The organism is Microbacterium sp. 3J1, from assembly GCF_001049495.1.
Lineage (GTDB): Bacteria > Actinomycetota > Actinomycetes > Actinomycetales > Microbacteriaceae > Microbacterium.
Genome location: NZ_CDWI01000008.1, coordinates 167,325 through 191,740, shown reverse-complemented (window position 1 = coordinate 191,740; position 24,416 = coordinate 167,325). Strand labels below are relative to the sequence as shown.

Annotated in this window: 22 protein-coding genes; 7 read left to right on the top strand and 15 right to left on the bottom strand. The window is 68.3% G+C overall.

The genetic code is table 11. The features are described from left to right. Positions 1–15: 15 nt before the first annotated feature. A complete protein-coding gene (locus BN2660_RS05890; protein WP_091228426.1) occupies positions 16–810 on the bottom strand; it encodes a class E sortase in 795 nt (264 codons plus the stop codon). Positions 811–895: 85 nt separating this feature from the next. Here BN2660_RS05890 and BN2660_RS05885 point away from each other — a divergent pair, with 85 nt between their 5' ends. Next, complete coding sequence (locus tag BN2660_RS05885) at positions 896–1,135, top strand: cell division protein CrgA (RefSeq protein ID WP_091228424.1); 240 nt, start codon at positions 896–898, stop codon at positions 1,133–1,135. Between the two features lie 157 nt (positions 1,136–1,292). Here BN2660_RS05885 and BN2660_RS05880 read toward each other — a convergent pair whose 3' ends face one another. Further along, a complete protein-coding gene (locus tag BN2660_RS05880; protein ID WP_091228421.1) occupies positions 1,293–2,195 on the bottom strand; it encodes a rhomboid family intramembrane serine protease in 903 nt (300 codons plus the stop codon). 21 nt (positions 2,196–2,216) lie between these two features. Beyond that, positions 2,217–2,774, bottom strand: coding sequence for a peptidylprolyl isomerase (locus BN2660_RS05875; RefSeq protein ID WP_091228417.1), 558 nt, complete (start codon positions 2,772–2,774; stop codon positions 2,217–2,219). Positions 2,775–2,919: 145 nt separating this feature from the next. Between BN2660_RS05875 and BN2660_RS05870 the strand changes: the two genes are divergently transcribed. Together BN2660_RS05870 and BN2660_RS05865 are read left to right on the top strand one after the other, a co-directional pair. Next, complete coding sequence (locus BN2660_RS05870) at positions 2,920–3,432, top strand: DNA helicase (protein ID WP_091228414.1); 513 nt, start codon at positions 2,920–2,922, stop codon at positions 3,430–3,432. 50 nt (positions 3,433–3,482) lie between these two features. After that, positions 3,483–3,962 (top strand): aminoacyl-tRNA deacylase, encoded by a 480-nt coding sequence (locus BN2660_RS05865; RefSeq protein ID WP_091228899.1) that lies wholly within the window; start codon positions 3,483–3,485, stop codon positions 3,960–3,962. Positions 3,963–3,980: 18 nt separating this feature from the next. On the opposite strand, the gene BN2660_RS05860 is transcribed toward BN2660_RS05865, so the two are convergent. From BN2660_RS05860 to BN2660_RS05810, 11 genes are all read right to left on the bottom strand, one after another. Further along, positions 3,981–4,403: an NUDIX hydrolase gene (locus BN2660_RS05860; protein WP_091228407.1), complete on the bottom strand. Its 423-nt coding sequence runs from the start codon at positions 4,401–4,403 to the stop codon at positions 3,981–3,983. A 53-nt stretch (positions 4,404–4,456) separates the two neighbouring features. Continuing rightward, positions 4,457–5,233: a sigma-70 family RNA polymerase sigma factor gene (locus BN2660_RS05855; protein WP_141651247.1), complete on the bottom strand. Its 777-nt coding sequence runs from the start codon at positions 5,231–5,233 to the stop codon at positions 4,457–4,459. Between the two features lie 143 nt (positions 5,234–5,376). Beyond that, complete coding sequence (locus BN2660_RS05850; protein ID WP_091228399.1) at positions 5,377–5,688, bottom strand: hypothetical protein; 312 nt, start codon at positions 5,686–5,688, stop codon at positions 5,377–5,379. Between the two features lie 136 nt (positions 5,689–5,824). Continuing rightward, the gene (locus BN2660_RS05845; protein WP_091228395.1) at positions 5,825–6,529 is read right to left on the bottom strand and encodes a YoaK family protein; all 705 of its coding nucleotides are present in this window, start codon (positions 6,527–6,529) and stop codon (positions 5,825–5,827) included. Positions 6,530–6,534: 5 nt separating this feature from the next. Further along, on the bottom strand, positions 6,535–7,026 hold the full coding sequence (locus BN2660_RS05840; protein WP_091228392.1) for a RidA family protein: 492 nt from the start codon (positions 7,024–7,026) through the stop codon (positions 6,535–6,537). A gap of 30 nt (positions 7,027–7,056) precedes the next feature. After that, positions 7,057–8,640, bottom strand: a complete 1,584-nt coding sequence (locus BN2660_RS05835; RefSeq protein WP_091228388.1) for a gamma-glutamyltransferase family protein — start codon at positions 8,638–8,640, stop codon at positions 7,057–7,059. A 40-nt stretch (positions 8,641–8,680) separates the two neighbouring features. After that, a complete protein-coding gene (locus BN2660_RS05830) occupies positions 8,681–9,388 on the bottom strand; it encodes an ABC transporter ATP-binding protein (protein WP_091228383.1) in 708 nt (235 codons plus the stop codon). Then, positions 9,385–11,232 (bottom strand): branched-chain amino acid ABC transporter ATP-binding protein/permease, encoded by a 1,848-nt coding sequence (locus BN2660_RS05825; protein WP_091228380.1) that lies wholly within the window; start codon positions 11,230–11,232, stop codon positions 9,385–9,387. Before BN2660_RS05825 ends, BN2660_RS05830 begins: the two co-directional genes overlap by 4 nt. A gap of 5 nt (positions 11,233–11,237) precedes the next feature. Next, positions 11,238–12,146 carry a branched-chain amino acid ABC transporter permease gene (locus tag BN2660_RS05820; RefSeq protein ID WP_176697104.1) on the bottom strand — a complete coding sequence of 303 codons (909 nt, stop codon included), beginning with the start codon at positions 12,144–12,146 and terminating at the stop codon, positions 11,238–11,240. 61 nt (positions 12,147–12,207) lie between these two features. Next, the gene (locus BN2660_RS05815; RefSeq protein WP_091228374.1) at positions 12,208–13,362 is read right to left on the bottom strand and encodes an ABC transporter substrate-binding protein; all 1,155 of its coding nucleotides are present in this window, start codon (positions 13,360–13,362) and stop codon (positions 12,208–12,210) included. Positions 13,363–13,583: 221 nt separating this feature from the next. Next, positions 13,584–14,588: a LacI family DNA-binding transcriptional regulator gene (locus BN2660_RS05810; protein ID WP_091228371.1), complete on the bottom strand. Its 1,005-nt coding sequence runs from the start codon at positions 14,586–14,588 to the stop codon at positions 13,584–13,586. Positions 14,589–14,740: 152 nt separating this feature from the next. Between BN2660_RS05810 and BN2660_RS05805 the strand changes: the two genes are divergently transcribed. After that, the gene (locus BN2660_RS05805; RefSeq protein ID WP_091228368.1) at positions 14,741–15,190 is read left to right on the top strand and encodes a DUF1801 domain-containing protein; all 450 of its coding nucleotides are present in this window, start codon (positions 14,741–14,743) and stop codon (positions 15,188–15,190) included. A 43-nt stretch (positions 15,191–15,233) separates the two neighbouring features. After that, the gene (locus BN2660_RS05800; RefSeq protein ID WP_091228365.1) at positions 15,234–16,349 is read left to right on the top strand and encodes a M24 family metallopeptidase; all 1,116 of its coding nucleotides are present in this window, start codon (positions 15,234–15,236) and stop codon (positions 16,347–16,349) included. Between the two features lie 160 nt (positions 16,350–16,509). Here BN2660_RS05800 and BN2660_RS05795 read toward each other — a convergent pair whose 3' ends face one another. Then, positions 16,510–22,533, bottom strand: a complete 6,024-nt coding sequence (locus BN2660_RS05795) for a GH92 family glycosyl hydrolase (RefSeq protein ID WP_176697103.1) — start codon at positions 22,531–22,533, stop codon at positions 16,510–16,512. Positions 22,534–22,735: 202 nt separating this feature from the next. Here BN2660_RS05795 and BN2660_RS05790 point away from each other — a divergent pair, with 202 nt between their 5' ends. Further along, positions 22,736–23,749: a LacI family DNA-binding transcriptional regulator gene (locus BN2660_RS05790; RefSeq protein WP_091228358.1), complete on the top strand. Its 1,014-nt coding sequence runs from the start codon at positions 22,736–22,738 to the stop codon at positions 23,747–23,749. 64 nt (positions 23,750–23,813) lie between these two features. Then, on the top strand, positions 23,814–24,326 hold the full coding sequence (locus tag BN2660_RS05785; RefSeq protein WP_091228355.1) for a DUF3253 domain-containing protein: 513 nt from the start codon (positions 23,814–23,816) through the stop codon (positions 24,324–24,326). Positions 24,327–24,416: the final 90 nt, after the last annotated feature.

Below are 24,416 nucleotides of genomic sequence, written 5' to 3'. Positions count from 1 at the left end.
GCGTGTTCCCTTCGTCTAGATCGACGGCCCGGCGGGGGGCGGCGGCGGGTCGGTGAGCGCAGGCGGCGGACCCTCTGCGCGAGGTTGGAAGCTCTCGTACACGCCATAGGCGACGATGCGCTCGGCGAGCGAGTAGAGCGGCGAACATGCCGTCAGCGTGATGTAGCGCTCCCCCGTCGAGACACCGGGCATCTGCGGCACGTCGAGCAGCACGTCCGTCTGCGTCGGCTTCACGTACTCCAGGGTGCGGAAGCGGTAGGTGAACCAGCCGTCGGGCGTCTCGACCACGATCGCGTCGCCCACTTGGAGCTTGTCGAGCTGGTTGAAGGGCTTGCCCCAGGTGGTGCGGTGACCCGCCATCGCGAAGTTGCCCACCTCGCCGGGCATCTTCGAGTCGGTGTAGACGCCGATCCCGAGCTTGTCGAGGGTGCGTGCGCGACTCGTGCCGCCGTAGATGCCGACGTTGTACTGCGTTCCGAAGCGGGGGATCAGCATCTGGCCGAGCTGCTCGGTGTCGGCCGGCGGTGCCGGGATCACCGGCTCGTAGACGACCGTGCCATCGGACGTCTCGATCACCGGGGGCAGCTCGGGCGTCGGAGCATTCGCCCACTGCTCCGAGACTGCGGCGCCTTCTTCGTTCTTCTGGGCGGCGATGATGATGTCGCCGATCCACATCTGCCAGGCGACGAACAGCAGCACGAGAACCCCTGCGGTGAGCAGCAGCTCGCCGAGCACGCTCGTGAAGGTCGCGCGCGAGCGAGGGCGGCGGCGAGGTGCGCGTCGCTCCCCCGAGACGACGGATGCAGTCATGGCGCGATCTTATCCCGCCGCACTGTACGGAAGACGGTCACGGGGGTGTCCTGCTTTGGAAAGAAGTCATGGGTACAATGTCGGAATGGCACGTGACCGCAAGATCGAAGAACCCGAAGCGCCGCGCAGCGAAGGTGAAGCTGCGCCCAACGCCGTCTGGTTCAAGCCGGTGATGGTCGGCTTCATGCTGCTCGGCCTCGCGTGGATCCTCGTGTTCTACATCTCCGGCATGCAGTTCCCGATCCCGGGCCTCGACAACTGGAACCTCGCCATCGGACTCGGCATCGCCCTGATCGGCTTCCTGATGACCACTCGCTGGCGCTGACGTCCGCCGCACACGTCACGAAGGCCCCCTCGCTCGGCGAGGGGGCCTTCGTCGTTCCCGCAGGACGAGCGACAGTTATCCACAGGTTGTCCACACCCTGGGGAGAATTACACCGGTGTTATTCACACCTGTTAACAGGGTTGTTAACAACCTGCGATCAGGCATAAACCCCAGCGCTGATGAGCAGCGGAGGCACGATGAACATCACCGCGACGAGGAGCACCGCGGTGGCTGCGAGCAGCACGATCTGCCAGGTCCGCTGGTCGCGTCGGCGCGTGCGGGTGAGGATGAACGCCACGAGCGCGCCGACGACGGCACCACCGAGGTGCGCCTGCCAGGCGATCCCACCGATGAAGAAGCCGATGACGAAGTTGATGCCGAGGATCACGAGGATCCCGGTCACATTGGCCCCGATGTGACGGCCGATGATCAGCAGGGCGGCCATCAAGCCGAAGATCGCACCCGAGGCACCGACCGTATAGAGGCCCGGCGCGATGAGCGCGACCGCGACCGAGCCACCCAGACCGCTGATCAGATAGAGCGACAGGAACCGGGCCCGGCCGAGCATCGGCTCCAGGCTCTGCCCCAGCATCCACAGAGCGAGCATGTTGAGAGCGAGGTGGATGAAGCCGCCGTGCGCGAAGACCGCGGTGAGCGCGCGCCACGGCTCGAACGGGAAGACCCCGAACTGGGGATAGAGATAGAGGGCGTTGAAACGGAGTATGCCGGTGAGTGCATCACCGAGCCCCGGAACGATCTGCAGGAGCCCGATGATCGAGGTGATCAGCAGGAGAGCGTACGTGACGACCGGCGTGCCGCTGGACGTGGCGGTCATCGTGGACCCGCGGCCGCGCCACCGGCGCTCCGCGCGCTTCTGCGCGGGGGTGCGGTTCTTGCGCTCTGCCGCCATGCACTCGGGGCAGATGACCCCGACGGCCGCCTGGGTCTGGCACTCGGGGCAGATGGTGCGCAGGCACCGTTGGCAGAGCACGAAGCTCTGCCGATCCGGATGCCGGTAGCAGAAGTTGTCGCGGTTGTCCGCGAACTCAGGCGTCGTCATCCGGATCGGCCAGCGTCGGCGTCAGGCCGCGACGATGTCGATCGACTGCAGCACGACCGGCTCGAGCGGACGGTCGCCCGCAGCGGTCGGCACGGCGGCGATCTTGTCGACGACGGCCTTCGAGGCGTCATCGGCGACCTCGCCGAAGATCGTGTGCTTGCCCTGCAGCCACGGCGTCGGGTCGGTGGTGATGAAGAACTGCGAGCCGTTGGTGCCCTCGGCCTTGCCGGTGATGGCGTTGCGACGCAGGCCGGCGTTCGCCATCGCGAGGATGTAGGGCTCGTTGAAGTTGAGCTCCATGTTGATCTCGTCGTCGAAGTTGTAGCCCGGTCCGCCGACGCCCTGGCCGAGCGGGTCGCCGCCCTGGATCATGAAGTTCGGGATGATGCGGTGGAAGATCACGTCCTTGTAGAGAGGACCCTCGCCCGGCTTGCCGGTGGCGGGGTCGGTCCAGGACTGGGTGCCGTCGGCCAGGCCGACGAAGTTCTTGACCGTCTTCGGGGCGTGGTCGCCGAAGAGGTTGATGACGATGTCACCGTGGTTGGTGTGCAGGGTTGCGACGTGGGAAGCGTGAGCCATGCACTCATTCTCTCAGAGCTTCCGGTGAGTTCGTCCGGTTCTACCGCTCATCCCGGTACAACGCAAGGGCTCGGCGATTCCCTCCCCCCATCCAGACTCGCGTGGCAAGATGGGGAACCCGTACTCCAATCGACAGGAGAGCATCGTGAGCATCACCCGAAAGCGGAAGAAGGAACTGCGTCGCCTTCAGGCAGACGCCAACCAGCTGTGGGAGAACCAGCAGATCCTCGTCGGCCACGCTGCCGACGTCGCTCGCGAGGCGGGTCGCCAGCTCGGCAACTTCGGCCGTGAGCAGGTGGCTCCGGCTGTCCAGGACACGTACCAGCGCCGCGTCGTCCCGGTCGTCGACCAGGGCGTGCGTCTCGGCAAGCACGTCGTCGACGACAAGGTCGTCCCGATCGTCGGCGGTGTCGTCGGCACCGCGCTCACCGCGTGGGACGTCGCGAACGCGAAGCGCAGCGGCGTTGTGCACAAGATCGAGAAGAAGCTCGGCAAGGTGGTCGAGCCCGAGAAGAAGGGGCCGAGCGCAGGCTCCGTCATCGCCCTGATCCTCGGTGTCGCCGCAGCTGCCGGTGTTCTCTACGCCGCATGGCAGGCGCTGCGTGCTGACGACGAGCTCTGGGTCGCCGACGACCCGCTCGCAGCCCCCGAGGCGTGACGACCACTGCAGGATCCCCGGCTCTCGAGTCGGGCGATCCTCATGCCCGGGTGAGGGAGGCGGCCGCGGCCCGCGGTCTCGACATCGAGATCCGCGAGCGGCCCGCCGCCCGCAGTCTGCCTGAGGCTGCCGAGCTGCTCGGCATCCTTCCCTCGGGCATAGTGAAGACCCTCGTGGTCAAGCGCCCTTCGGCGAACTCCGGTGCGGAGGGGGACTATCTCTTCGCCCTCGTCCCGGGAGGACGGGCGATCTCCTGGCCGAAGCTTCGCGCGCTGGTGGGCGTGAACAAGCTCCGCCTCCCCGAAGCCGACCTCGCGCTGGCGGCTACCGGGTATGAGCGAGGCACCATCGTCCCCATCGGCAGCACGACCGACTGGCCGGTCTACGCCGACGACACGATCGTCGGACAGCGCATCGCGATGGGCGCCGGTTCGCACGGCTTCAGCCTCTTCGTGGACGCGGACGACCTGATCGCGGCATACGGTGCGACGGTCGCCGACATCTCCGTTCCGGAGGAACCGCGCGACTGATCGCCCGGGCCAGGGATCTCAGAGGATGCCGGCCATGCGCAGAGCGATGTCCACGAGCTTCACGCGCTGCAACTCCGCCACCGACTTCAGCGGGAACCACTCGGCCATGTCGGTCGATCCATCTGTCTCGAACTGCAGCCTGCCGCCGCTGACCGTCGCGCGGTAGACGATCCGCAGCGTGTGCAGCGGCTGGTCCGAGCCGTGCACTCGCTGGCTCGCGGGGATCACCCGCGAATGGATGCCGAGCAGTTCGCCGACCTTGACCGTGTATCCGGTCTCTTCCCGCAGCTCGCGCCGCACGGCGGCCTCCGGCGATTCGCCGGGTTCGAGACCGCCTCCGGGCATGGTCCACGCGACGCGTCGTCCTTCGATCCAGCGCGCCAGAAGGATGCGTCCGTCGTCATCGGTGACGACAGCGTATGCCGCGACACGCATGTCCATCCACTCACCATAGTGGCTGGGCCGGCGGCCCGATTGCGGTCTCGGGCAGTGCGTCAGGACGCGAGAGCCTCGTGAGACGTGAAGGGGAAGCCGTCGAGGCGGGCCGACATCCTCTCCGCCTCTTCGAGCGCTGCAGCGCACCGGGGACAAGCGAGCAGGTGCGTCCGCAGCCGCCCTCGATCCCGCAGCGGCAGCGTGCCGAGGACGTATCCGACGATGTCTTTCTGGATCGAGGCGCAGTCCGGATCGGGCGGGGATCCGAGGGTCGCGATGATCCAGGCGTCCCGGTACCCCTTCTTCGCCCTCAGCACCAGCGCCGAGACGGCATTGGCCGATATGCCCATGTAGGCGCTCACGTCCCGAGGCTTCAGGTCCTCGACCGCGGTGTACCACAGCACCTCCTGCCACCGTCGAGGCAGAGAGCTGAACGCGGCTGACGCCACCGCACGATCGAAGTCGATCGCCGACAGATCGTCGACCCCGAGTGCGTCGACCAGGTCGATGTCCTTCAGCTCGCGCTCGGCGGCCGCCGCCTGTCGGGTGAATCGCGACCTACCCACGTTGCGAACCGTCATCGTGAAGTACGGGCGGAACGCCGAATGCGGACCCTTGCCTCGCTTGATGGTCTCGACGATGCGGACGAACGCCTCAGAGACGACATCGTCGGCATCGAGCGACACGAACGTGCGAGCCACGGCGTACGCGGCACCGAGATGACGGCTCCACAGTGCCGCGAGAGCGTCGGAGTCGCCTGCGCGTGCCAGGCGCAGAAGCTCCTCGTCCGGCCACGTCTCGACCGTCGTCAGCGGCACGGCGAATGCGGTGTTCATCGCGAACTCGATGCGGTGAAGACGGAGGTCTCGTTCATGGCGGGCGATCCCCTTCTCGGGCAGGAACACCCGATATCTGTTTGATAGATCGTTACATCAAAGGCTAAGAACCACCAGAGAGCGCCGAAGATCGACCGAATTCGTTACGAGCCGGTGACCTGCCATGCCCCGGCGCTGCGAACGACGAAGCGAGCCAGCACGCCGAGAAGCAGGGCCGCCGGCCAGGCCGCCACCGCGGTTCCGATGAGCCACCAGCCGTCGACATAGCTGGCGCAGGCGCTCAGCAGGACTCCGGCCACCCACATCCCGGTGCCGCCGACCAGGGCATCCGCATGATCGAGCGCGCCCGCGACGCCCGCGGCGACGGCGGCAGAAACCGCGACCACCACCCCGGCGGCTCCGAGGAAACCGAACAGCGGAGCAAGGTCGTTCCAGATACTGAGCGTGGATATCACGGGGGCCTCCTGCGGTGCGTGGATCGAGCACCATGTGCGTCATCTATCCAGACGCTCGCGGACGCACTTCATTACGCGGTTGCGCGATATGTCGCCACGTCGAGCGTGGGCTGCAAGCGCGCACTGAGGCGCAGCCTCAGGGGAGAGTCGGCTCGCTGCGGAGCGCCCGCCGCGCGGCGATGTGACCGACGATCGCGACCACGAGCGAGATGACCGCCGCGGCGATCACACCCCAGCCGATGTGGAGCATGAGGAGGAGAGCACCCACGACGGCGCCGGCGGCGATGAGCACGATCGCCGCGGTGCGGCGGATCCACGGCTGGCCCTTCCCCCCGGCCAGACGGCTGTCCGCCGCGAGCCCGGTGATGGTGGAGGTGACGACGACCGTGGTGACATCCTTCACCGCGATGTGGCGCGCGGTCGCCGCCTGCAGACCCATGCTCGCGGCGAGCAGCAGCGTGGCTGCGAGCTCCCAGGGCGGGGGAGGAGTGCCGTCCGTCACGAACAACCCCGCACCGGCGATGCCGAGCACGACTCCGACGACGCCGATCAGCCAGGTGGTGCGGAGGCTCCACCCTGCATCCGAGGTGCGAAGGACCCTCCCGCCCACGACTGCTCCGGCCATGAAGGCGAAGAGCGCGAGCATGGGTCCGACCCAGGGCAGGTCTTCGGCTCCGGCGAGCGCCATGCCGAGGATGACGACGTTGCCCGTCATGTTGCCGGCGAACACCTTGTCGAGACCGAGGTAGCCGACGGCGTCGACGATTCCGGTCGAGAAGGTGAGGGCGAGCATGAGCACCAGATGGAGGTTCAGTCGCGAGGGGCGGGAGCGTTCGGCCATCGGCTTCAGCGGCCGATCTCGACCGTCAAGGTGTTCTCGAAGCTGCTGCCTCCGGCGAGCGACATCACGCCGATCGTCGCTCTCCCGCCGAGGCCGATCTCGGATCCGAACACCTCGACGAAGAGGTCCGAGGCACCGCTCGAGACCCTGTGCACCTCGGTGAACTCCATCGTCGTGGTGACGAAGCAGGTCTGCCGGATGATGCTCTTCACACGGTCGAGGCTGCCCAGAGCGAGCCGGATGCCGCCCAGGCAGTTGAGGGCGGTGAGCCGTGCTGCCTCGTATCCCTGCTCGACGGTGAGGTCCTGGCCCAGACGGCCCGCGAACCTGACGGTGCCGTCTGCGCGGTCGGGAGTGTGGCCGCTGAGATACAGCACGTCGCCGACGATGTGGTGCGGCTTCATGCTGCCGTAGGTGTCGGCACCGTAGTAGCCACTCACGGCGAAATCGGGGATCTCCAGTCCGAGTTCGCGAACCCGCTGCTCCGGTGTCGTCATGGTGTGTCCTTTCGATGGGATCGGTCGTCGTCAGTCTGATACATGGACGCCGCCGTCGCTGCGCGGATCGGCGCCGGCCGACAGACGCCCGTCGGGATTCCTGCGGGCGATCATCGCGTGTCCGGCTCCCGAATCGTTCTCGTGCCCGCGACGGATCTCCAGCGTCGTCGCGGCGAGCTGGGCCTGGGCGGTCTCCGCGATGCCCGGTTCGATGAGCACGGAGTCACGATCATCCGTGCCGTGCTCGGAATCGCCGACGATGAGCCGCGGCGCCGACACCGCCTCGAGTGGCGTCGCTCCTTCGAGCACGCGGAGGAGGAGCTGCGTGTGGATCTGCGCCTGCGCCTTGCCGCCCATGGTGCCGTGAGCGGCGATCGTGCCGTCGGGGGATTCCACGATGACCGGCATGAGGGTGTGCGCCGGTCTCTTTCCGATGGCGACGACGTTGGGGTGCCCCGGCTCGGTCTGGAAGAACGCGGCCCGGTTGTGGAGCACCACACCGGTCAGCGGCTCGAGCAGTTTGCAGCCGAAGCTGTGGAACACGGACTGGATCAGGGATATCGCCATGCCGTCGGCATCCACGACCGTGATGGCGACCGTGTCGCCGCCCGGCCGAGGCGTGTGGATCGCAGCCTCTCGCGTACCCGTCCGCAGGCTGCTCTCGGCCTCTTCCCGCGCACGGCGGAGCCCTTCGGGCTGCAGCATCCCGTCGACGTCCACCGGTGCGAACCGAGGGTCCGCGAGGGCGGTGTCTCTGATGCGATCGCCGCTGTGGAAGAGCTCCGCGAGCAGGCCCGTGTCGGTGGAGAGTGCTCCGGTGTCGTCGTCACGCAGCGCGCCCAGGGTGCGGAGCATCGTGAAGCCCTGCGAGTTCGGCGCGGCGGTGGAGACCCGAAGATCGCCGACGCGGCGCGCGATCGGCTGCTCGATGCGCGGCACGTGTGCTGACAGATCTTCGGCGGTGACCGGAACGCCGAGCGCCGCGAACCCCTCGTCGAGCAGTGCTGCGGTGTCGCCGGTGTAGAAGGACGTCAGTCCGTCCCTGGCCAGTGCGGAGAGCGTGTGCGCGAGAGCGGGTTGCACGAGGTCCGCCCCGGCCGTCAGCGCCTTCCCCTCCGGGAAGAACACGGAGGCCATCCCGGGGTCCTCCCGCAGGGTGGCCGCGTCGTCGGCGATGGCCTCGGCGAGACCGGGGCTCACACTCGTCCCCAGAGCCGCGAGCTCGATCGCGGGCTGCAGCAGCTGCTCGGTCGAGATGCTGCCCCACGCCTCGTGCATCGCGTGCCAGCCCGCCACGACACCGGGGACCGACACCGTCAACGGCCCCTCGACGGGCATCGCAGCGCGTCCGTCGAGCACCTCTGCGAGCGAGAACCGGGAGCCGTAGGCGCCGGTGCTGTTGACGCAGATGCGGTCGCCGTTGGGAAGGCGGACGATGGCGATCATGTCGCCGCCGAGACTGCACATGTGGGGATAGACAACCGTCAGGGCCGCCGCTGCGGCGAGCGCGGCGTCGACGGCGTTCCCTCCCGCGGAGACGATGGTGGCTGCGGCACGCACGGCGGCCTCGTGGGGGGCGGCGATCGCGATGGGTGCGTAGGTTGAGGTGCGCATTGACGTCTTTCTGAGAAGAGGAGTGGTCGGCCTGATCGGGTCAGGGCTGAGTGCCGAAGTAGGCCGAGTGCAGCCGCTCGTCGGCCAGCATCGCCGCCGCGCTGTCGCCGCCCGAGAGACGACTCGTCTCCATGACGTACCCGCGGTCGGCGATGGAGAGCGCCTGGCGGGCGTTCTGCTCGACCAGCAGCACACTGGTTCCTGCCTGGTGGATCTCGCTGATGAGCTCGAACATCCGCTTGACCATGAGCGGCGCCAGTCCCATCGAGGGCTCGTCGAGGATGAGCAGCCGAGGGTGTCGCACGAGCGCACGGGAGATCGCCAGCATCTGCTGCTCGCCGCCCGACAGGGTCGCAGCCGCCTGTCCGTGGCGCTGCTCGAGCACGGGGAAGAGCTCGTAGATGCGGGCCAGCTCGTCGCGGAGTCGGTGCCGGCTGCCCCAGGTCGCGACCTGGAGGTTCTCGAGAACCGTCATGCTGCCGAAGATGTGGCGGCCCTCGGGCACGAGACACATACCCGCGCGCACGCGTCTCTCGGCGGGGTGCCGGCTCACGTCGGTGCCGGCGAGCTCGACACGGCCCTCGGCTCGGGTGAGGCCGGCGATGCCACGCAGCAGGCTCGACTTCCCCGCGCCGTTCGCGCCGACGATCACCACGAGCTCTCCGGTGTCCAGATGCATGTTCGCGCCTCGCAGCGCCTGCACCGCCCCGTACTTCACGGATACGTCCGCCACCGTCAGCAGGTTCATGCGTCGCTTCCCAGATAGGCCTCGAGTACGAGGGGGTTGGTGCGGATCTGCTCGGGGGTGCCGTCGGCGAGGACGACGCCGTGGTCGAGGACGATGATGCGGTCGGAGACCCCCATCAGCAGATCCATGTCGTGTTCGATGAGGACGACGTCGACGCCCGCGTCGCGGATACGCACGATGAGTGCGGCGAGCGCGTGGGTCTCGCTCTCATTCATGCCCGCGGCGGGCTCGTCGAGAAGGAGGAGCCGCGGTCTCGTCATCAGCGCCCGCGCGATCTCCACGCGCCGCTGCCCCTCGTAGTCCAGCGACTTCGCCAGGTCGCCCTCGCGGTCGTCGAGACCGACGAACCTCAGCAGATTCCGCGCCTCGACGGCGGCCGCTCGTTCTGCTTTCGCCGTCTTCGGCAGCCGAAGCACGAACGCCGGCACCCACCCTTTGAGGCGACCGTGCGCCCCGACCAGCAGGTTCTCCATGACGGTCATGTCCCAAAACAGCCGCACCGTCTGGAACGTGCGGGCGATCCCCGCCTCGCTCACCTCGGCCGAGCCCGCCCTGTCGAGCGACCTGCCCTCGAACGAGATGCGGCCGGACGACGCGGGGGTGACCCCGGAGAGGACGTTGAGCAGCGTGGACTTCCCCGCACCGTTGGGTCCCATCAACCCGACGATCTCGCCGTGTCCGATGTGCATGGTGACCCCGCGCAGGGCCTTAAGTCCTCCGAAGGTGCGCGACACCTCATGCACCTCGAGCGTCCGGACGCCGGGCTGTCTGGTCGGGTGATGGTCGACCAGCAGGGGAGTGGCGTCATCACCGTCGTGCGACGGCGCCGTGTGCCGGGCGCGGGTCAGGCGGAGACGACGACGGACGATGCCGCCGGGGCGAACGATCATGAGCACGATGACGATGAGCGCGAGGATGCCGGTGCGGAACTCCGGATGCTCCTGCACGATGGCCCAGTCCCTGGCGATGGCCTGGAAGAAGATCCAGAGCGTCGCTCCCACGACGGGCCCCCAGAATGTGCCGGCACCTCCGAGGATCACGAGGCTCAGGACGATGAAGTTGTCTTCCAGCGTGAAGCTGTCGGGGTTGATGAACTGCTGCATGTGCGCGAAGAACACCCCGGTGATCCCGGCGACGGCCGCTCCGCACATGTAGGCGAGGAGCTTGTAGCGCTTGGTCTTGATGCCCATCGACGAGGCGACGAGCTCGTCTTCGCGGATGGCGACCCATGCTCTCCCGACGGGCGAGGCGACGAGGCCGGCCACGGCCACGAGGATCACGACCACCATGATGAGGACGGCGTAGTAGGTGCTGGTCGGAGAGCTGGACCCCAGGCTCAGCGGGGGGATGCTGCGGATGCCGACGGCACCGCCGGTGAGGTCGACCCAGTTGATCGACACGATGCGCACGATCTCGCCGAAAGCGAGGGTCATGATCGCCAGGTAGTCGCCCCGCGCCCGCAGGGTTGGGTATCCGATGATGGCACCGGCGGCCGCCGAGAGCACGAGCGCGAGAACGAGACTGACCGGGAACAGCCACCACAGGTCGGACGGGTCGAAGCCCAGGCCATCGACGAACAGCTTCACCGTGAGCACGGCGGTCGTGTAGGCCCCGATGATGAAGAAGGCGATGTATCCGAGGTCGAGAAGTCCGGTGAGCCCGACCAGGATGTTGAGTCCGCTGGCCAGGGCGACGTAGATGAGGGCGAGTGCGGCGACGCGCACCCACCGATCACCAGGGAGCACGAACGGCAGTACGATCGCAGCCGCGGCCAGGACGAGCGGGACGACGAGGCGGCGGGCGGTCCCGCCGATCTGCGCCCGCGTGGTCTTCTGGATGTCCATGGTCCTCACACCTTCACGACTTCACGCCGACCGAGAATGCCCTGTGGACGCAGCCACAGGATGAGTACGAGGACACCGAAGGCGATGACGTCGCGGTACGCGGATCCGCCGGGGACGAACGCGGCGGCGGCCTCTTCGACGACGCCGAGAGCGAGGCCGCCCACGAAGGCTCCGGGAATGCTTCCGATGCCACCGAGGACTGCGGCGACGAGCGCCTTCAGTCCGGGGATGAACCCCATCGCGGCGGCGGCGAAGCCGTACTTCTGCGAGTAGAGGATGCCGGCGAGAGCGGCCATCGCGGACCCGAGGATGAAGGTGGTCGCGATCACGCGGTCGATGCCGATCCCCATCAGCTTCGCCGCATCCTTGTCGAGCGCGGTCGCCCTGATCGCGCGGCCGATCGGGCTGAACCTCACGACCGCCCAGAATGCCGCGGCCGCCATGACGGCGACGATGAAGATGACGAGGTCGATCGGCTGGATGCGCGCCCCCCAGATGACGATCGCTTCACCGATCTCGGGCCTCGGCGCCGGTACCTGCGCGGCACCGAACAGGAAGGTGGCGATCGCTCGCAGAAGCAGTGAGACGGCGATGGCGGTGATGAGCATGGAGAGGATGGGAGCGGAGCGGAGGGGCTTGTAGGCCAGCCGCTCGACGACGAACCCGACGGCGGCGCCGACGACGAGGCCGACGATCAGAGCGAGCCAGGGCGGCAGTGCCGGGCCCGCGACCTCCGCCCCCGCGACGTTGATCGTCGACAGCGAGGCGACCAGGGCGCCGAAGGCGCCGAACATGAAGACCTCGCCGAACGCGAAGTTGACCATGCCGAGCACGCCGTAGACGATGCTGAAGCTCACCGCCAGGAGTCCGTAGATGCCTCCGACGGCGAGGCCGTTGATGAGTACCTGAGTCACAGCACGATTCCAATCGGATACACGGAGCCGCCCGCACGGGGCGGCTCCACCGGGGATGAGGTCACTCGGCTACCGGGACGAAGGCGTCGCCGTCGACGGTGAGGAAGATCAGATCGCCCTCGCGATTGCCCTCGTCGTCGAAGCTGATGGTGCCGGTGGCTCCGGGGAACCCGTCGATCTCCGACAGGGCGCCGGCGATGTCGACACGTTCGGTCGACCCCGCGTCGGCGATCGCCTGAGCGACGACCTTGGTGGCGTCGTAGGCGAGTGCGGCCCACGAGGTCGGCTCCGAGTCGTACTTCTCCGTGAACGCGGCGACGAACTCCTGCGTGTCGGGGGCGTCCGACGAGGCGGAGAATCCGCTGTACACGGTCATCCCGTCGACGGCGTCGCCTCCCAGCGAGATCAGGTCCGGGGTGACCGCACCGTCGGTGCCGAAGAGGGCGACGTCGGATCCGGCGTCGCGGACCTGCGTGGCGATCTTGGCGGTCTCGGTGTAGAAGCCACCGACGAAGAGTCCGTCGGGGTCGTCCTTCAGGGCCGTGTCCACCAGCGTTCCGAAGTCCACGCTCCCGAGCTGGTAGGCCTGGGCGGAGGTGACGGTGCCACCGGCCTTCTCGAAGGCGGCGGTGAAGGCATCCGAAATGCCCTGGCCGTAGTCGTCCTGCTGGAACAGCACGGCGATGGAGGTGACGCCCGAATCGTAGACGTGTCTGGCCATCGCTTCGCCCTGCGAGGCGTCGGTGAACACGTTGCGGAAGAACGTGGGGCTCGCGCCCGAGAGCTCCGGCGAGGTGACGGCCGACGCGACGATCGGCATGCTGCAGGTGTCGTACACGGGGAGCGCAGCCAGGGCCACGCTCGAGAAGCTGTACCCGAGCACTGCGGTGACGGACTCGTCGCAGAACTGCTGCGCGACGACCGGCCCGTTCGCGGGGCTGCCCTCGTCGTCGGCCGAGACGATCTTCACGGTGCGCCCGTCGATCCCGCCGGCCGCGTTGAGCTCCTCGACCGCGAGGTCGACGCCCTGACGCATCTGCAGGCCGTAGCTTGCGAAGTCGCCTGACAGGGTGGCGGTGTAGCCGAGGGAGATGGACTCCGAGGAGTCACCGGATTCGCCGGACATGGAGGAGCAGGCGGCGAGCGTCCCTCCGAGGACTGCAACGGTGGCGGCGGCGGCGACGCGACGCGACACGCGGTTTCCAGATGTGTACATGGCGGGTCAATCCCATTCTCGGGCGCGGTGACCCGGAAAAAACAATCCGTGAAGTTGTGAGCGAAGCGTCCCTTTTGGGTTGATAGATGGTTACACCAAATGAGGCAAAGCACCATAGCGCGGCCAAGATTGCTCGAAGTTGTTACCTGCCGGTGACACGCCCGACGCACGGAGACGTCGCCGATCAGCGTCGATTCAGCTGGTAACCGAGCAGGAACGCCTCAGCGGGAGCGAACGGAGGATTCTCGCGAGATCACGGCGATCGGGAACGGCTCCGCCGGGAACTCGGCGTCGCGCGAGGAATCGATCACCTCGAACAGACGTGTCGCGCAGCGCGCACCGAAGGCACGAGGCGAGAGGTCGAGCGCCGTGATCGCCGGATCCGCCATCTCCATGGCCAGTCCGTCGGCGTATCCGGCGACGAGGAGCTCGGACCCGACCTCGACTCCCATCGCCCTGGCCGTGGAGACCACGCCGACCGCCGACCCGTCAGGCGTCGAGATGATCGCGTCGGGGGCGGGGTCCGACGTCAGCAGCTCGCGGGTGACCCGCCGGATGTCCTCCGAGCTCAGGCGCTCGGCCGAGTCGGCGAGAAGCGGCTCGACTCCGCGTGCGGCGCACCACTCCAGGTACGCGTACCGGACGTCCCTGACCCACGCAGTGTTGGCCGGCCCGACGATCAGCGCGGGACGGCTCGCCCCCGACGCCGACAGGTGGGCGAGCAGTTCGTGCATGCCGTTCGCGTGGTCCGACCAGACCACGGCATCCGGCGTGGGGGCGCCCGCGGGTGGCCGCTCACCGCTGACGACCGGCAGCTTGCCGTTCAGGATGCTGAGCACCGTGGCGTCGTCGTCGGGCGGGTCGACGAGGATGTATCCGTCGACGTGCGACACCTGATGCGCCTTCGTGCGGCCCTCGGGGAGGATGGTGACCGACACCTCGTTGCGCGAGGCGACGTCGATGACCCCGAAGATGAAGTCCATGTAGTAGGCGAGCCCGTTCGTGCTCTCGGGCAGGTAGACGCCGATCGCTCCGGCGCGCGCGTTGCGGAGATTGCGTGCACCGACGTTGACGACGTACTTCATCTCGTCAGCGACTCGACGCACGTGCTCCCGCGTCTTCTCGGACACCCGCCCCGAGTTGGAGAGCACGAACCAGACGGTCGACCGCGATACTCCGGCGACCTCAGCGATGTCATCCAGGGTCGTGGGCCGACGGCGTACCATGCCCTCATAGTAGGCGAGCGAGCGGGTTCCGCGGACGACCGCACCGGCTTTCCGCTCCCGTCTCGAGGATCGATCAGGAATCGAGAAGCGCGGCGCGCCGCCGCATCCGTAGTGTGAGCCTCATCGCAGACCGCTCAGGAGAGGAGCCGGCCATGGCCGACAACGAGAAGAACTTCAGCGCCGAAGAACGCGAGGCCATGAAGGAGGCGGCGGCCGACAAGCGCAAGGCGCGATCTCGGTCGAAGAAGACACCCGAAGAGATCCGTGCCGAGGGAGTGGCCGATCTCGAGGCGGCGATCGCGAAGCTTCCCGACGGCAAGGATCGCCAGCTGTCGAAGGCACTCCACGAGCTGGTCACCGAGGTCGCACCCGAGCTGATGCCCCGCACGTACTACGGGATGCCCGCGTGGGGCAAGGACGGCAAGGTGCTGTGCTTCTTCCAGCCGGCGAGCAAGTTCAAGGTTCGGTACGGCACGTTCGGCTTCGAGCCGATCTCTAACCTCGACGACGGAACGATGTGGCCGACGGCGTACGCGCTCCTCGAACTCACGGCGGCGAACCGTACGAAGCTGGCGGAACGCATCCGCCTCGCCGCCAGCTGACCCGCCCTGCGCGCAGGCCGCCGCGCGCAGTAGCGTGGATGCCGTGAGCACACTGCCGTTCCCCGCCTCCGTGTACGCCGCCCGACTCGAGCGAGCGGCAGGTCTCGCCGCTGACGTGGGCCTGGACGCGATCATCGTGGGTCCGGGACCGGACCTGCAGTATCTGCTGGGCGTCGAGGGCGACACGATCGAGCGGCTCACGGCGCTCGTCCTCGGGCCGGGCCTCGCGCCCACGGTCATCGTGCCCCGGATGGAGCTGGCGAAGGTGCGGAGCACGGCGGTCGGCGAGCTGCGGCTCGCCGTCTACGATTGGGTCGACGGGGAGGATCCCTACGAACTCGTGGCCGCGGCGTCGGGAACGGTGCACCGGGTGGGCGTATCGGACGCGCTGTCGGCTCTGCACGTCATCCCCATCGCCGACCGACTGGACGTGCGCGTCGAGCTCGCGACGCCTGTGCTCCGCGAGGGACGCATGACGAAGGATGCCGAGGAGATCGCCGAACTGCGTCGTGCGGGCGCGGCCATCGACGCCGTGCATCGACGCGTGCCGGAATGGCTGCGGGCCGGTCGTACGGAGCGCGAGGTCGCCGAGAACATCGCGGAAGCGATCGTCGCCGAGGGCCACCGGACCGTGGAGTTCGTGATCGTCGGCTCAGGACCCAACGGGGCGGACCCGCATCACGAGGTGTCCGACCGGGTCATCGAAGACGGCGACGTCGTCGTCGTCGACATCGGGGGAGCGGTGCCCAGCGGCTACAACTCGGACAGCACTCGGACGTACGTCGTCGGCACGCCGGCGCCGGAGACCGCCGAGCGCGTCGGCGTGCTCGTCCGTGCGCAGCAGGCAGCCGTCGATGCGGTGCGCCCGGGCATCACGGCCGAACAGGTCGACGCCGCAGCGCGCACCGTTCTGGCGGACGCCGGCCTCGGCGACGCGTTCCTGCATCGCACCGGTCACGGCATCGGCGTCTCCGTGCACGAGGAGCCCTACATCGCACCCGGCAACGACCTGATGCTCCGCGAGGGCATGGCCTTCAGCATCGAACCCGGCATCTACTTCGCCGGCGAATGGGGCGCCCGAATCGAGGACATCGTCGTCGTGACGGCTGACGGGTGCGAACGCCTGAACGTCGCGCCGCACGAGCTCACCGCAGTCTGACTCCGGTAGCACGGCCCGCTCCGGAGGAGCTCTACTCAGCGGCCATGGCGACAGCATCGGCCGCAGCTCACGTCTGGGCCTGAAGCGACGCCGTCGGCGAACCGTAAGACGCGAACCGCCCCTCCCGAGGGGCGGTTCGTCGCGGGGGAGCCAGCGGGGGTCAGGACTCCACTCGGCGACGCCGAGCCACCAGCACTCCTCCCGCTGCGAGCAGCAGCAGCAGGAGAGCGATGAGGCCGATCGGCACGTCCGCTCCGGTGCCGGCGAGACCGCCGCCGGCAGTGGCCGCTGCGGTCACGGTGAGGGGCGCCTCGGCGCTGAGGGCGGATGCCGCGCCCACTGCGATGACCGTGTGAGCGCCCACCTCGGCGTTCGTCGGCACGGTGAGTTGGGCTCGGAAAGCTCCGGTCCCGTCTGCCGTGACCTGCCCCAGGCGGATCGGGTCGGAGTGCAGCGTCACGGTGACCAGCTCGCCCGCGGCGAAGCCACGACCGACGACCTCGATGCTGCCTCCCTGCACGACCGACTTCGTATCGATCACCAGCTCGGCCTTCAGCACCGGCGTGCTTCGGACGGTCACGGTCAGCGGTTCCGACTGCGAGGGGAGGTGGGCCTCGGCATCCGACGGGACGAACCGAGCCACGAAGGTGTGCTCGCCCGATGTCGCGATCATGACGTCGGCTGTCGCGGTTCCCGCCGAGACGCTCGCCGAACCCACGACCACGTCACCCTCGAGGAACTCGACCTGCCCGGCTGCGCCGTCCGGCGTGACGGTGGCGATGAGCGCGATCGACTCGCCGGCGACCGGATCGTCCGAGCCCGCGGCCAGAGTCACGGAGGTGTTCCGCGGTCCTGTGGGCTCTGCGGTGACCCGCACCGACGCTCGCGCCTCGATGTTCGACACCTCGCCGAGTGCGACCACGGGGTGGTCGCCGTCGACGGCATCCGCAGGCACCGTGAGGTCAGCGCTGATGGCGCCGCTCTCGCTGGCGGTCACGACCTCGGGAGCCTCGTCGTCGATGCGCACCGAGACCTCCTCACCCGACGCGAAGCCGGACCCGGTGATGGTGATCGTGTCACCAGGCGCCGCCTCGGCGGGCGCCTGGATCTCGGGCTCGTACTCGGGCTCCGGGTCGACCACGGTGATCTGCACCTGGGTGTCCGCGGACTTCACTCCGTCATCCGCCGTGACCGTGACCGTGTAGGTCCCGGCTGCGGCATAGGCGTGCGATGCGGAAACCGCGCCCTCGACGATCTCGCCCGTGGCGACGGGCGTTCCGTCGCCCCAGTTGACGACCGCTGTCGTGTCTCCCTGACCGCCGACGATCGTCGCGAGGGTGGCGTCGAACTCCTCACCGGTGGTCTGCTCGTCGACGACTCCGGGCACGACGCTCAGCTCCGCCGCCGCCGCACGGTCGCCGTCGGATGCGATCGCGAAGATGTGCACCCGCCCGTCGTTCAGAGAACCGGGCTCCTTCGGCATCGTGAGCGACTCGACCACCTTCGGCGCCCCGCCCTCGTCCACCGCGAGGGTGATCGGGGCGGTGGCGTAGATCGCCGTGTTCTTGATGCTCGACTCGGCACCGGTGCCCGACAGACGACCCTCGGAGATCGTGAGCACGGTGTTGCCCTTGTACGGGTTGCCCGATGCGCCGACCCAGTCGCCGAGGCTGATCATCACCTTCTGCTCAGTGCCGTCGGTGAAGTGCAGCGTCGCCTCCGAGTCGCGGTTGCTCTCGGTCGCGGTGCCGATGAACGACAGCTGCGTCGCACCGGCGCCCAGCGACACCTTGACGGTCTGGCCTTCACCCGTGATGTTGTCCGGAGCACCGGCCGCCACCGCAGGAAGGTCGTACGTCAGAGTCGTACCGGGAATCGTGAGCGTCTCGCCCTGCACGAAGCCGTCGGCGTTGATCTTGTCGCGGAAGTATCCGTGGCCCTGCGAGTCGCAGTTCGCCGCGGTCACCCCGAGGTCGCCGATGCAGACGTTGGTGAAGGCGCCGACCAGCGTCTCATCGCGGAAGGCGGTGACGGTCGCCGTGGCCTGAGCCGTGGCGTCTGTCGAATCGCGAACCGTGACGACGGCGGAGTACGTGCCGGGTGCGGTGAAGGTGTGCGGAGCGCTCACCGTCCAGCCACCGAGGTCGTCGCGCGTGAGCGTGACGTCCTCGACCTCGACACCGTCGCCGTAGTCGACCGTGACCTCGTACCCGGAGGCCTCTGTCTCGGTGCCGACGATGGTCGCCAGCACGCCGCTGAACTCGGTGTTCACCGCCACCCGCTGCGGCGAGCCCGCGGCGATCGAGAGTCCGTCCGCCGCAGAGGCCGAGGCGAACAGTTCGACCTCTGACAGAGCGAGCGGAGCACCGCCGGTCTGGGCCGTGAGCTTCACGCTCGTGTACCCGCCCGTGCCCTGAGCCGTGAACGGTCTCGTCTGCGAGTCCCACGTGAACGTCTCGCCGTCGCGGCTGTCCAGCTCGGTCCAGGTGGTGCCGTCGGTCGAACCCGACAGCGTCCACCTCGAGGGCGCGTTGTCCTTCGCGGCGCTGGTCAGCGTGTACTGGCCGATCGTGACGGGACCCGACTGGGACGTCCAGACCAGCTCTGCAGTGTCACCGGCGAAGGAGACCGTCGAGTTCATGTTGTCGTCGACGAGTGATCCGACAGGTGTGCCGTCGGCTGCGGCGAGCGCGCCGCGGCCGGGCTTGGTGGCGTCGACCAGGGTGGTCGGCACCTCCAGCTGCTCGGCGAGGTCCTTCGAGCCCCACGCCGAGGGTTCGGCACTCATCGTGAAGTCGAGCGTGCCGCCTGAGCGGAGCAGATCACCGTCGAAGGTGGTCTCGTCCACGGGCTGTCCGTTGATGCTCACGCCGGCGACGTAGTCCTGACCGGACGACGCCCCGGGCGCGTTCACGACGAGTTCCGTGTCGCCGAGCGAGACGGTCGCGCTGTCGAACAGCGGCGTTCCGATCGTGTAGTCGCCGGACCCCACTTCGAGCGGGTAGAACCCGAGGGCTGAGAACACGTACCAGGCGGAGAACTCGCCGTTGTCCTCGTCACCCGGATAGCCCTGTCCGATGTCCGAGCCGACGAACAGACGGTCCTGGATGTCGCGGATGAGCGCCTGCGCTCCCGACGGGTCGCCGGCCTCGGCGAGCACGTAGGGGATGTGGTGGGCGATCTGGTTGGACATCCCCAGCATCCCGAGTCGCACGTCCCGTGCCTCTCGAGCCTCGTGGATGCCGGAGTGGTCGGCCTTCTCCCGGATGGTGAGGAAGTCGTGCATGACGTCGAGCAGCTGCTGACGTCCGCCGTACAGCGCGGCGAGACCGTCGACGTCGTGCGGTGCGTGGAACCCGAAGGTCCAGGCGCTGGCCTCGGTGAAGGCTCCGCCCCAGGCCTTCTTGTCGAACTCCGCGCCGCTCGTCCACGAGCCGTCGGCGTTGCGCGATGTGAAGGTCCCGGCCTCGGGGTTGAACATCTCGACGTAGTGCTCGGCACGCGCCTCGAAGTAGGTGGCCTCCTCCTTCAGCTGCGCCACCCGCTCGGCCGGGGTGTTCGGGTCATCGGCGAGGGCGGCCGCCATCTCGGCGATGCCGAAGTCGTTGATGTACCCCTCGAGTCCCCACGAGGCACTCTCGTGCGTCGTGGCCTCGGTGTACCCGAGGAAGATCGACTGCGCGAGGCCCTTACGCCCGACGGCGTTGGATGCCGGAAGCACCGTCGCGTTCTTGACCGCCGCGTCGTACGCCTCGAGCGCCGTGTCGGTGTCGAGCGCGCCGGCGAGGTAGGCCTCGGCGAAGGCGACGTCGGAGCTGGTGCCGGTCATGAGATCCGCGTATCCGGGCGACGACCACCGGGCGACCCAGCCGCCGTCGCGGTACTGCTGCACGAACCCGTCGACGAGTTCTTCCGTGACGTCCGGGTACAGCAGGGAGTACAGGGGCCAGGCCGTGCGGTAGGTGTCCCAGAACCCGTTGTTGACGTAGACCTTGCCGTCCACGATCTTGGCGTTGGTCTGAGTGTCCGACGCCGCGCCCGAGGTCGGGGAGACGGGGCTGGCGTACTGGTAGACGGGGTCGGTTTCGGTGCCGGTGTTCTCGAACTGCGAGTTCGGGTAGAGGTTCAGCCGGTACAGGCTGGAGTAGAGGGTGACGAGCTGGTGCTCGCTGGCGCCTACGACGTCGTGCACGACGCCGAGGCGCTCGTTCCAGGCATCGCGGACCGCAGCGTGCGCCTCGTCGAACGACACGCCGTCGACCTCGAAGGCGTGGTTCTTCTTCGCCTGATCCTGCGAGATGAACGACGACGACAGACGCAGCTCGACCGTCCGGTCGGAGGTCGTGTCGAATGCCGCGAAGCGCGCGGTGCCGTTGCGGTCACCCTGGGTGGTCGCACCCGAGGCGGTCGGCTCCTGGTCGAACGTGCCGTAGACGAACATGCGGGTGCGCCCGGGCCATCCGGACCCGCCGTCGACCCATCCCGAGACCGTGTCGCCAGAGATCGAGAGCTTCGACGAGTCCACGAGCTGATCGATGAGGATGGAGCTCGTGTCCCCGGTGAACTCGAAACGGTAGATCGCTCCGTGGTCGGTCGCCGTCACATCGGTCTGGATGCCGTTGTCGAAGTCGACGCTGTAGATGTCGGGTCGAGCGATCTCGTTCTCGTGGTGGAACGTGAGCTTGCGATCGTTGAGCGATGACGTGGGATTGCCGTTCGCGGCGGGGAGCACCGCGATCTGGTTGCGGTCTCCCATCCAGATGCTGGGCTGGTGCGAGAAGCCGATGCCGTTGAGGGCGGGCAGGTTCTGCGCGGTGTTCGCACGCTGGTACTGGTAGATCGTGCCGACGTTGTCGGCGTTGGTCATGGGGGTGATGAAGTTGAAGCCGTTGGGCCAGCCCACGGCGGGCAGGTTGTTGCCTCGGGAGAAGCCACCGGTCGAGTTCGTCCCTCGGCGGGTGTCGACGTAGGAGACGAGCCCGTCAGAGGTGTCGCGCTCCTCGGCCGCGCCGATCTCGACATCGTCGAGCCAGCCGCTGAACGCGGTCGCCCCGGTGGGCACCTCGATGCCCTTCACATCGGCGCCCGGGTGGTCATAGGTGAACACGATGTCGTCGACGGTCTTGCCCGCCGACTGACCGAGGTCGACGGTCACCTTGTTCCACTGATTGGGCCACAGCACGTTGGCCTGACCCTGCTGCCGAGCCGTCGCTCCGTAGCCGTAGGCGTCGATCGCGCCGCTGGTCGAGAGCGTCGAGCCGTCGGTGAACGAGAGGTCGACGGCGACGAAGGTCGCCGCATACGTCTGCTCGCCGTCGAGCTCCGGGAAGACGAGGTACGAGAGCTCGCTGTCGTCGGCCACGTCGATCGCGACGTCCTCGTAGAGGACGGTGGACGACGAAGCGGGCCCTGCAGCGAGGTGGCGTCCGGCGTACTGCAGCGCCTTCGTGCCGGTGAACCCGACTCCGGTCTTCGCCGTGTCGGAGCTCGTCGGGCCGCTGCCGACCTGCAGCAGCAGGTCAGCCGCGTCAGGCGTCGCGCCGTCGACCGCGATCGGCTCCCACCCCGCCAGCTGCACGATGCCGGCGGTCGGGGTCCTCGTGGCGAGCACCTCGAGGCGGTAGTACCGGTACCCGGTGCTCGGCGCAGCGAGAGTGAAGCTGCGTGTCTCTCCGCGACCGGTGAACAGCTCTCCGCTGCGCTCGTCGATCGTGACCCAGTCCGTACCGTCAGTGGATCCCTGCACCCGGAAGTCGGCAGGATCGCGTTCGGGCGCATCGTTCCCGGAGGTCAGGGTGTAGCTCACCATCGGGTGGGGGGAGGCGAGCTCGTACTGCACCCAGCCCGTGTTGGCGAACGCGAGCCACTTGGATCCCGCGTTGCCGTCTGCGACGAAGGTCGCGGCCTCGTTCGGGGCGTTCTCCGCGGATGCCGTCACCGCCGCCACGTCTCCGAGCACGCTGCCCGGCGTGAAGCGGCTGCCGGTGACGTTGACCGGGCTGCCCGTGCCGGCGAGCGCCGGCGCCGCGTCGGTCGCCTCGAATGACGACGCGAAGGTCGTCTCTCCGGCGGCGGCAGTCGCGGTGATCGGCGTCAGCATCGCGAGACCGACCGATGCGGCGACGCCGGCGGCCAGGATCGATCGGCGAGCGCGCCGCGCATTCGTCGGGCGGGAAACCCTCATGGTTGCTCCTCTAACACTGCAGTGTGTCGTCATGATCGCGGTGTCTGGGGAACCGCGTGACCGTATGACATCGCTGTCATATGCTGAGGACGCTATCACAGTCATCGGCCACGGGGGAAGGACGACCTCGTGCCGGTATCTCGAGGTCTCCGGACCACGGCCATAATGAGCTATCCGCCTGTGGAGGCGACGAAAGGGACGCATGAATCGATCCGACAGCGGCGTCCCTGCGACGAGACCGACGCTCGCCCAGGTCGCCGCTCGCGCAGGCGTGAGCCTGAAGACCGCGTCGCGCGCGCTCGGCGGTGAGTCCTACGTCAGTGAGAAGACCCTTGCGAGCGTCCTCGCGGCGGCCGCGGAACTCGACTATCAGCGCAACGCGGCGGCGAGCCTGCTCGCCAGCGGCCGCCTCGCCGACTCCATCGGCCTCATCACCGGCGACTTCACGAACCCCTTCTACTCGGCGCTCGCTCACGCCATCGAAGACGAGATCCGCACCCGGGGAATGCACCTGTCTGTCGCCAACTCCCGGGAGTCGGCCGAGCAGGAGCAGCTCGTCGCCCACGATCTCGCCGACCGGCAGACGAAGGCCGTCATCACGGTGTCGGCCATGACCGATCATTCCGACTACGCGCAGCTGCAGGCTCGAGGCATCCCCGTCGTCTTCGTCGACCGGCCCGCCGAGAACCTCGCCGCCGACTCCGTCGTCTTCGACAACCGCGAGGGCGGACGATCGGCCGCACAGCACCTGATCGACGCCGGGCACACCCGGATCGCGTTCATCGGCGACTACGCGTGGCTTCCGACGTATCGGCAGCGCCTGGCCGGCATGGGCGACATCCTCGACGCCTCGGGAGAGCGCTGGCGCGACCTGCTGCGCACCGACGCGCACGACGTCGCCTCCTCGCGAGAGTGCGCGCGCGACCTGCTCGCGCTCGATGATCCGCCCACCGCGATCGTCGCGGGGAACAACCGCATCCTGCTCGGGGTCATGGAGGAGACCGCATCGATGACCCCGCACGAACGACCGGCCGTGATCGGCTTCGACGAGCCGGAGTGGGCCCGCGTCCTGGGCGTGAGCGTCGTCACCGGAGACGTCGAGGCTCTCGGACGTCACGCCGCGCGCCTCGCTGTCGCCCGACTCAGCGACCGCACCCGTGCGTTCGAGAGCGTCGTGCTGCCGATGCGGCTCATCGAGAGGCGTTCGACCGTCTGATCCGATCCGCCGTGCATGCGTCAAGGGGCTGCAGCGCCGGCTCCACATCGGCGACGCTGAGGGTATGGCAGGACAGGACCGCGAGACGGCGACCGACGCCGGACCCGAGCGCACCGAGGACGGTCACCACATGATCATCGACGGGCGGCGCTGGCGCGCCACGGACCCGTCGATCCCCGAGGGATTCCGTCAGGAGCTCGTCGACGAGCTCATGGCCGCCCGGCGCGCCGTGAAGGCATCCGAAGACGATGCGCGCCGCCGGGTGCAGGATGCGAAGACCGCCCTCGGCGAGCGCGGAGTCCCCTGGTGGGAGGATCGCGCGGGCGAGGCGTTCGACGAGCGGATCGCCTCCGTCATCCGGGCGCTGACGCGCAAGCGCTCGGGGTCGTCCATCTGCCCGAGCGACGTCGCTCGCACGCTGGGAGGCGAATCGTGGCGGACCCTGATGCCCGAGGTGCGACGGGTCGCCGCTGATCTCGCGGATCGCGCGGAGATCGTCGTGACGCAGAAGGGTGAACCCGTGAGCATCCGCGAGGCGCGGGGTCCGGTGCGGATCATCCGAGGACCTGGACTCTGACACCGGAGATCGATCCCGACGCGGGGTGATACCGCTGAACCGCCGATCTCGTCAATGCCCTCTTCCGTCACTCCGGCACGTCGCTACGGT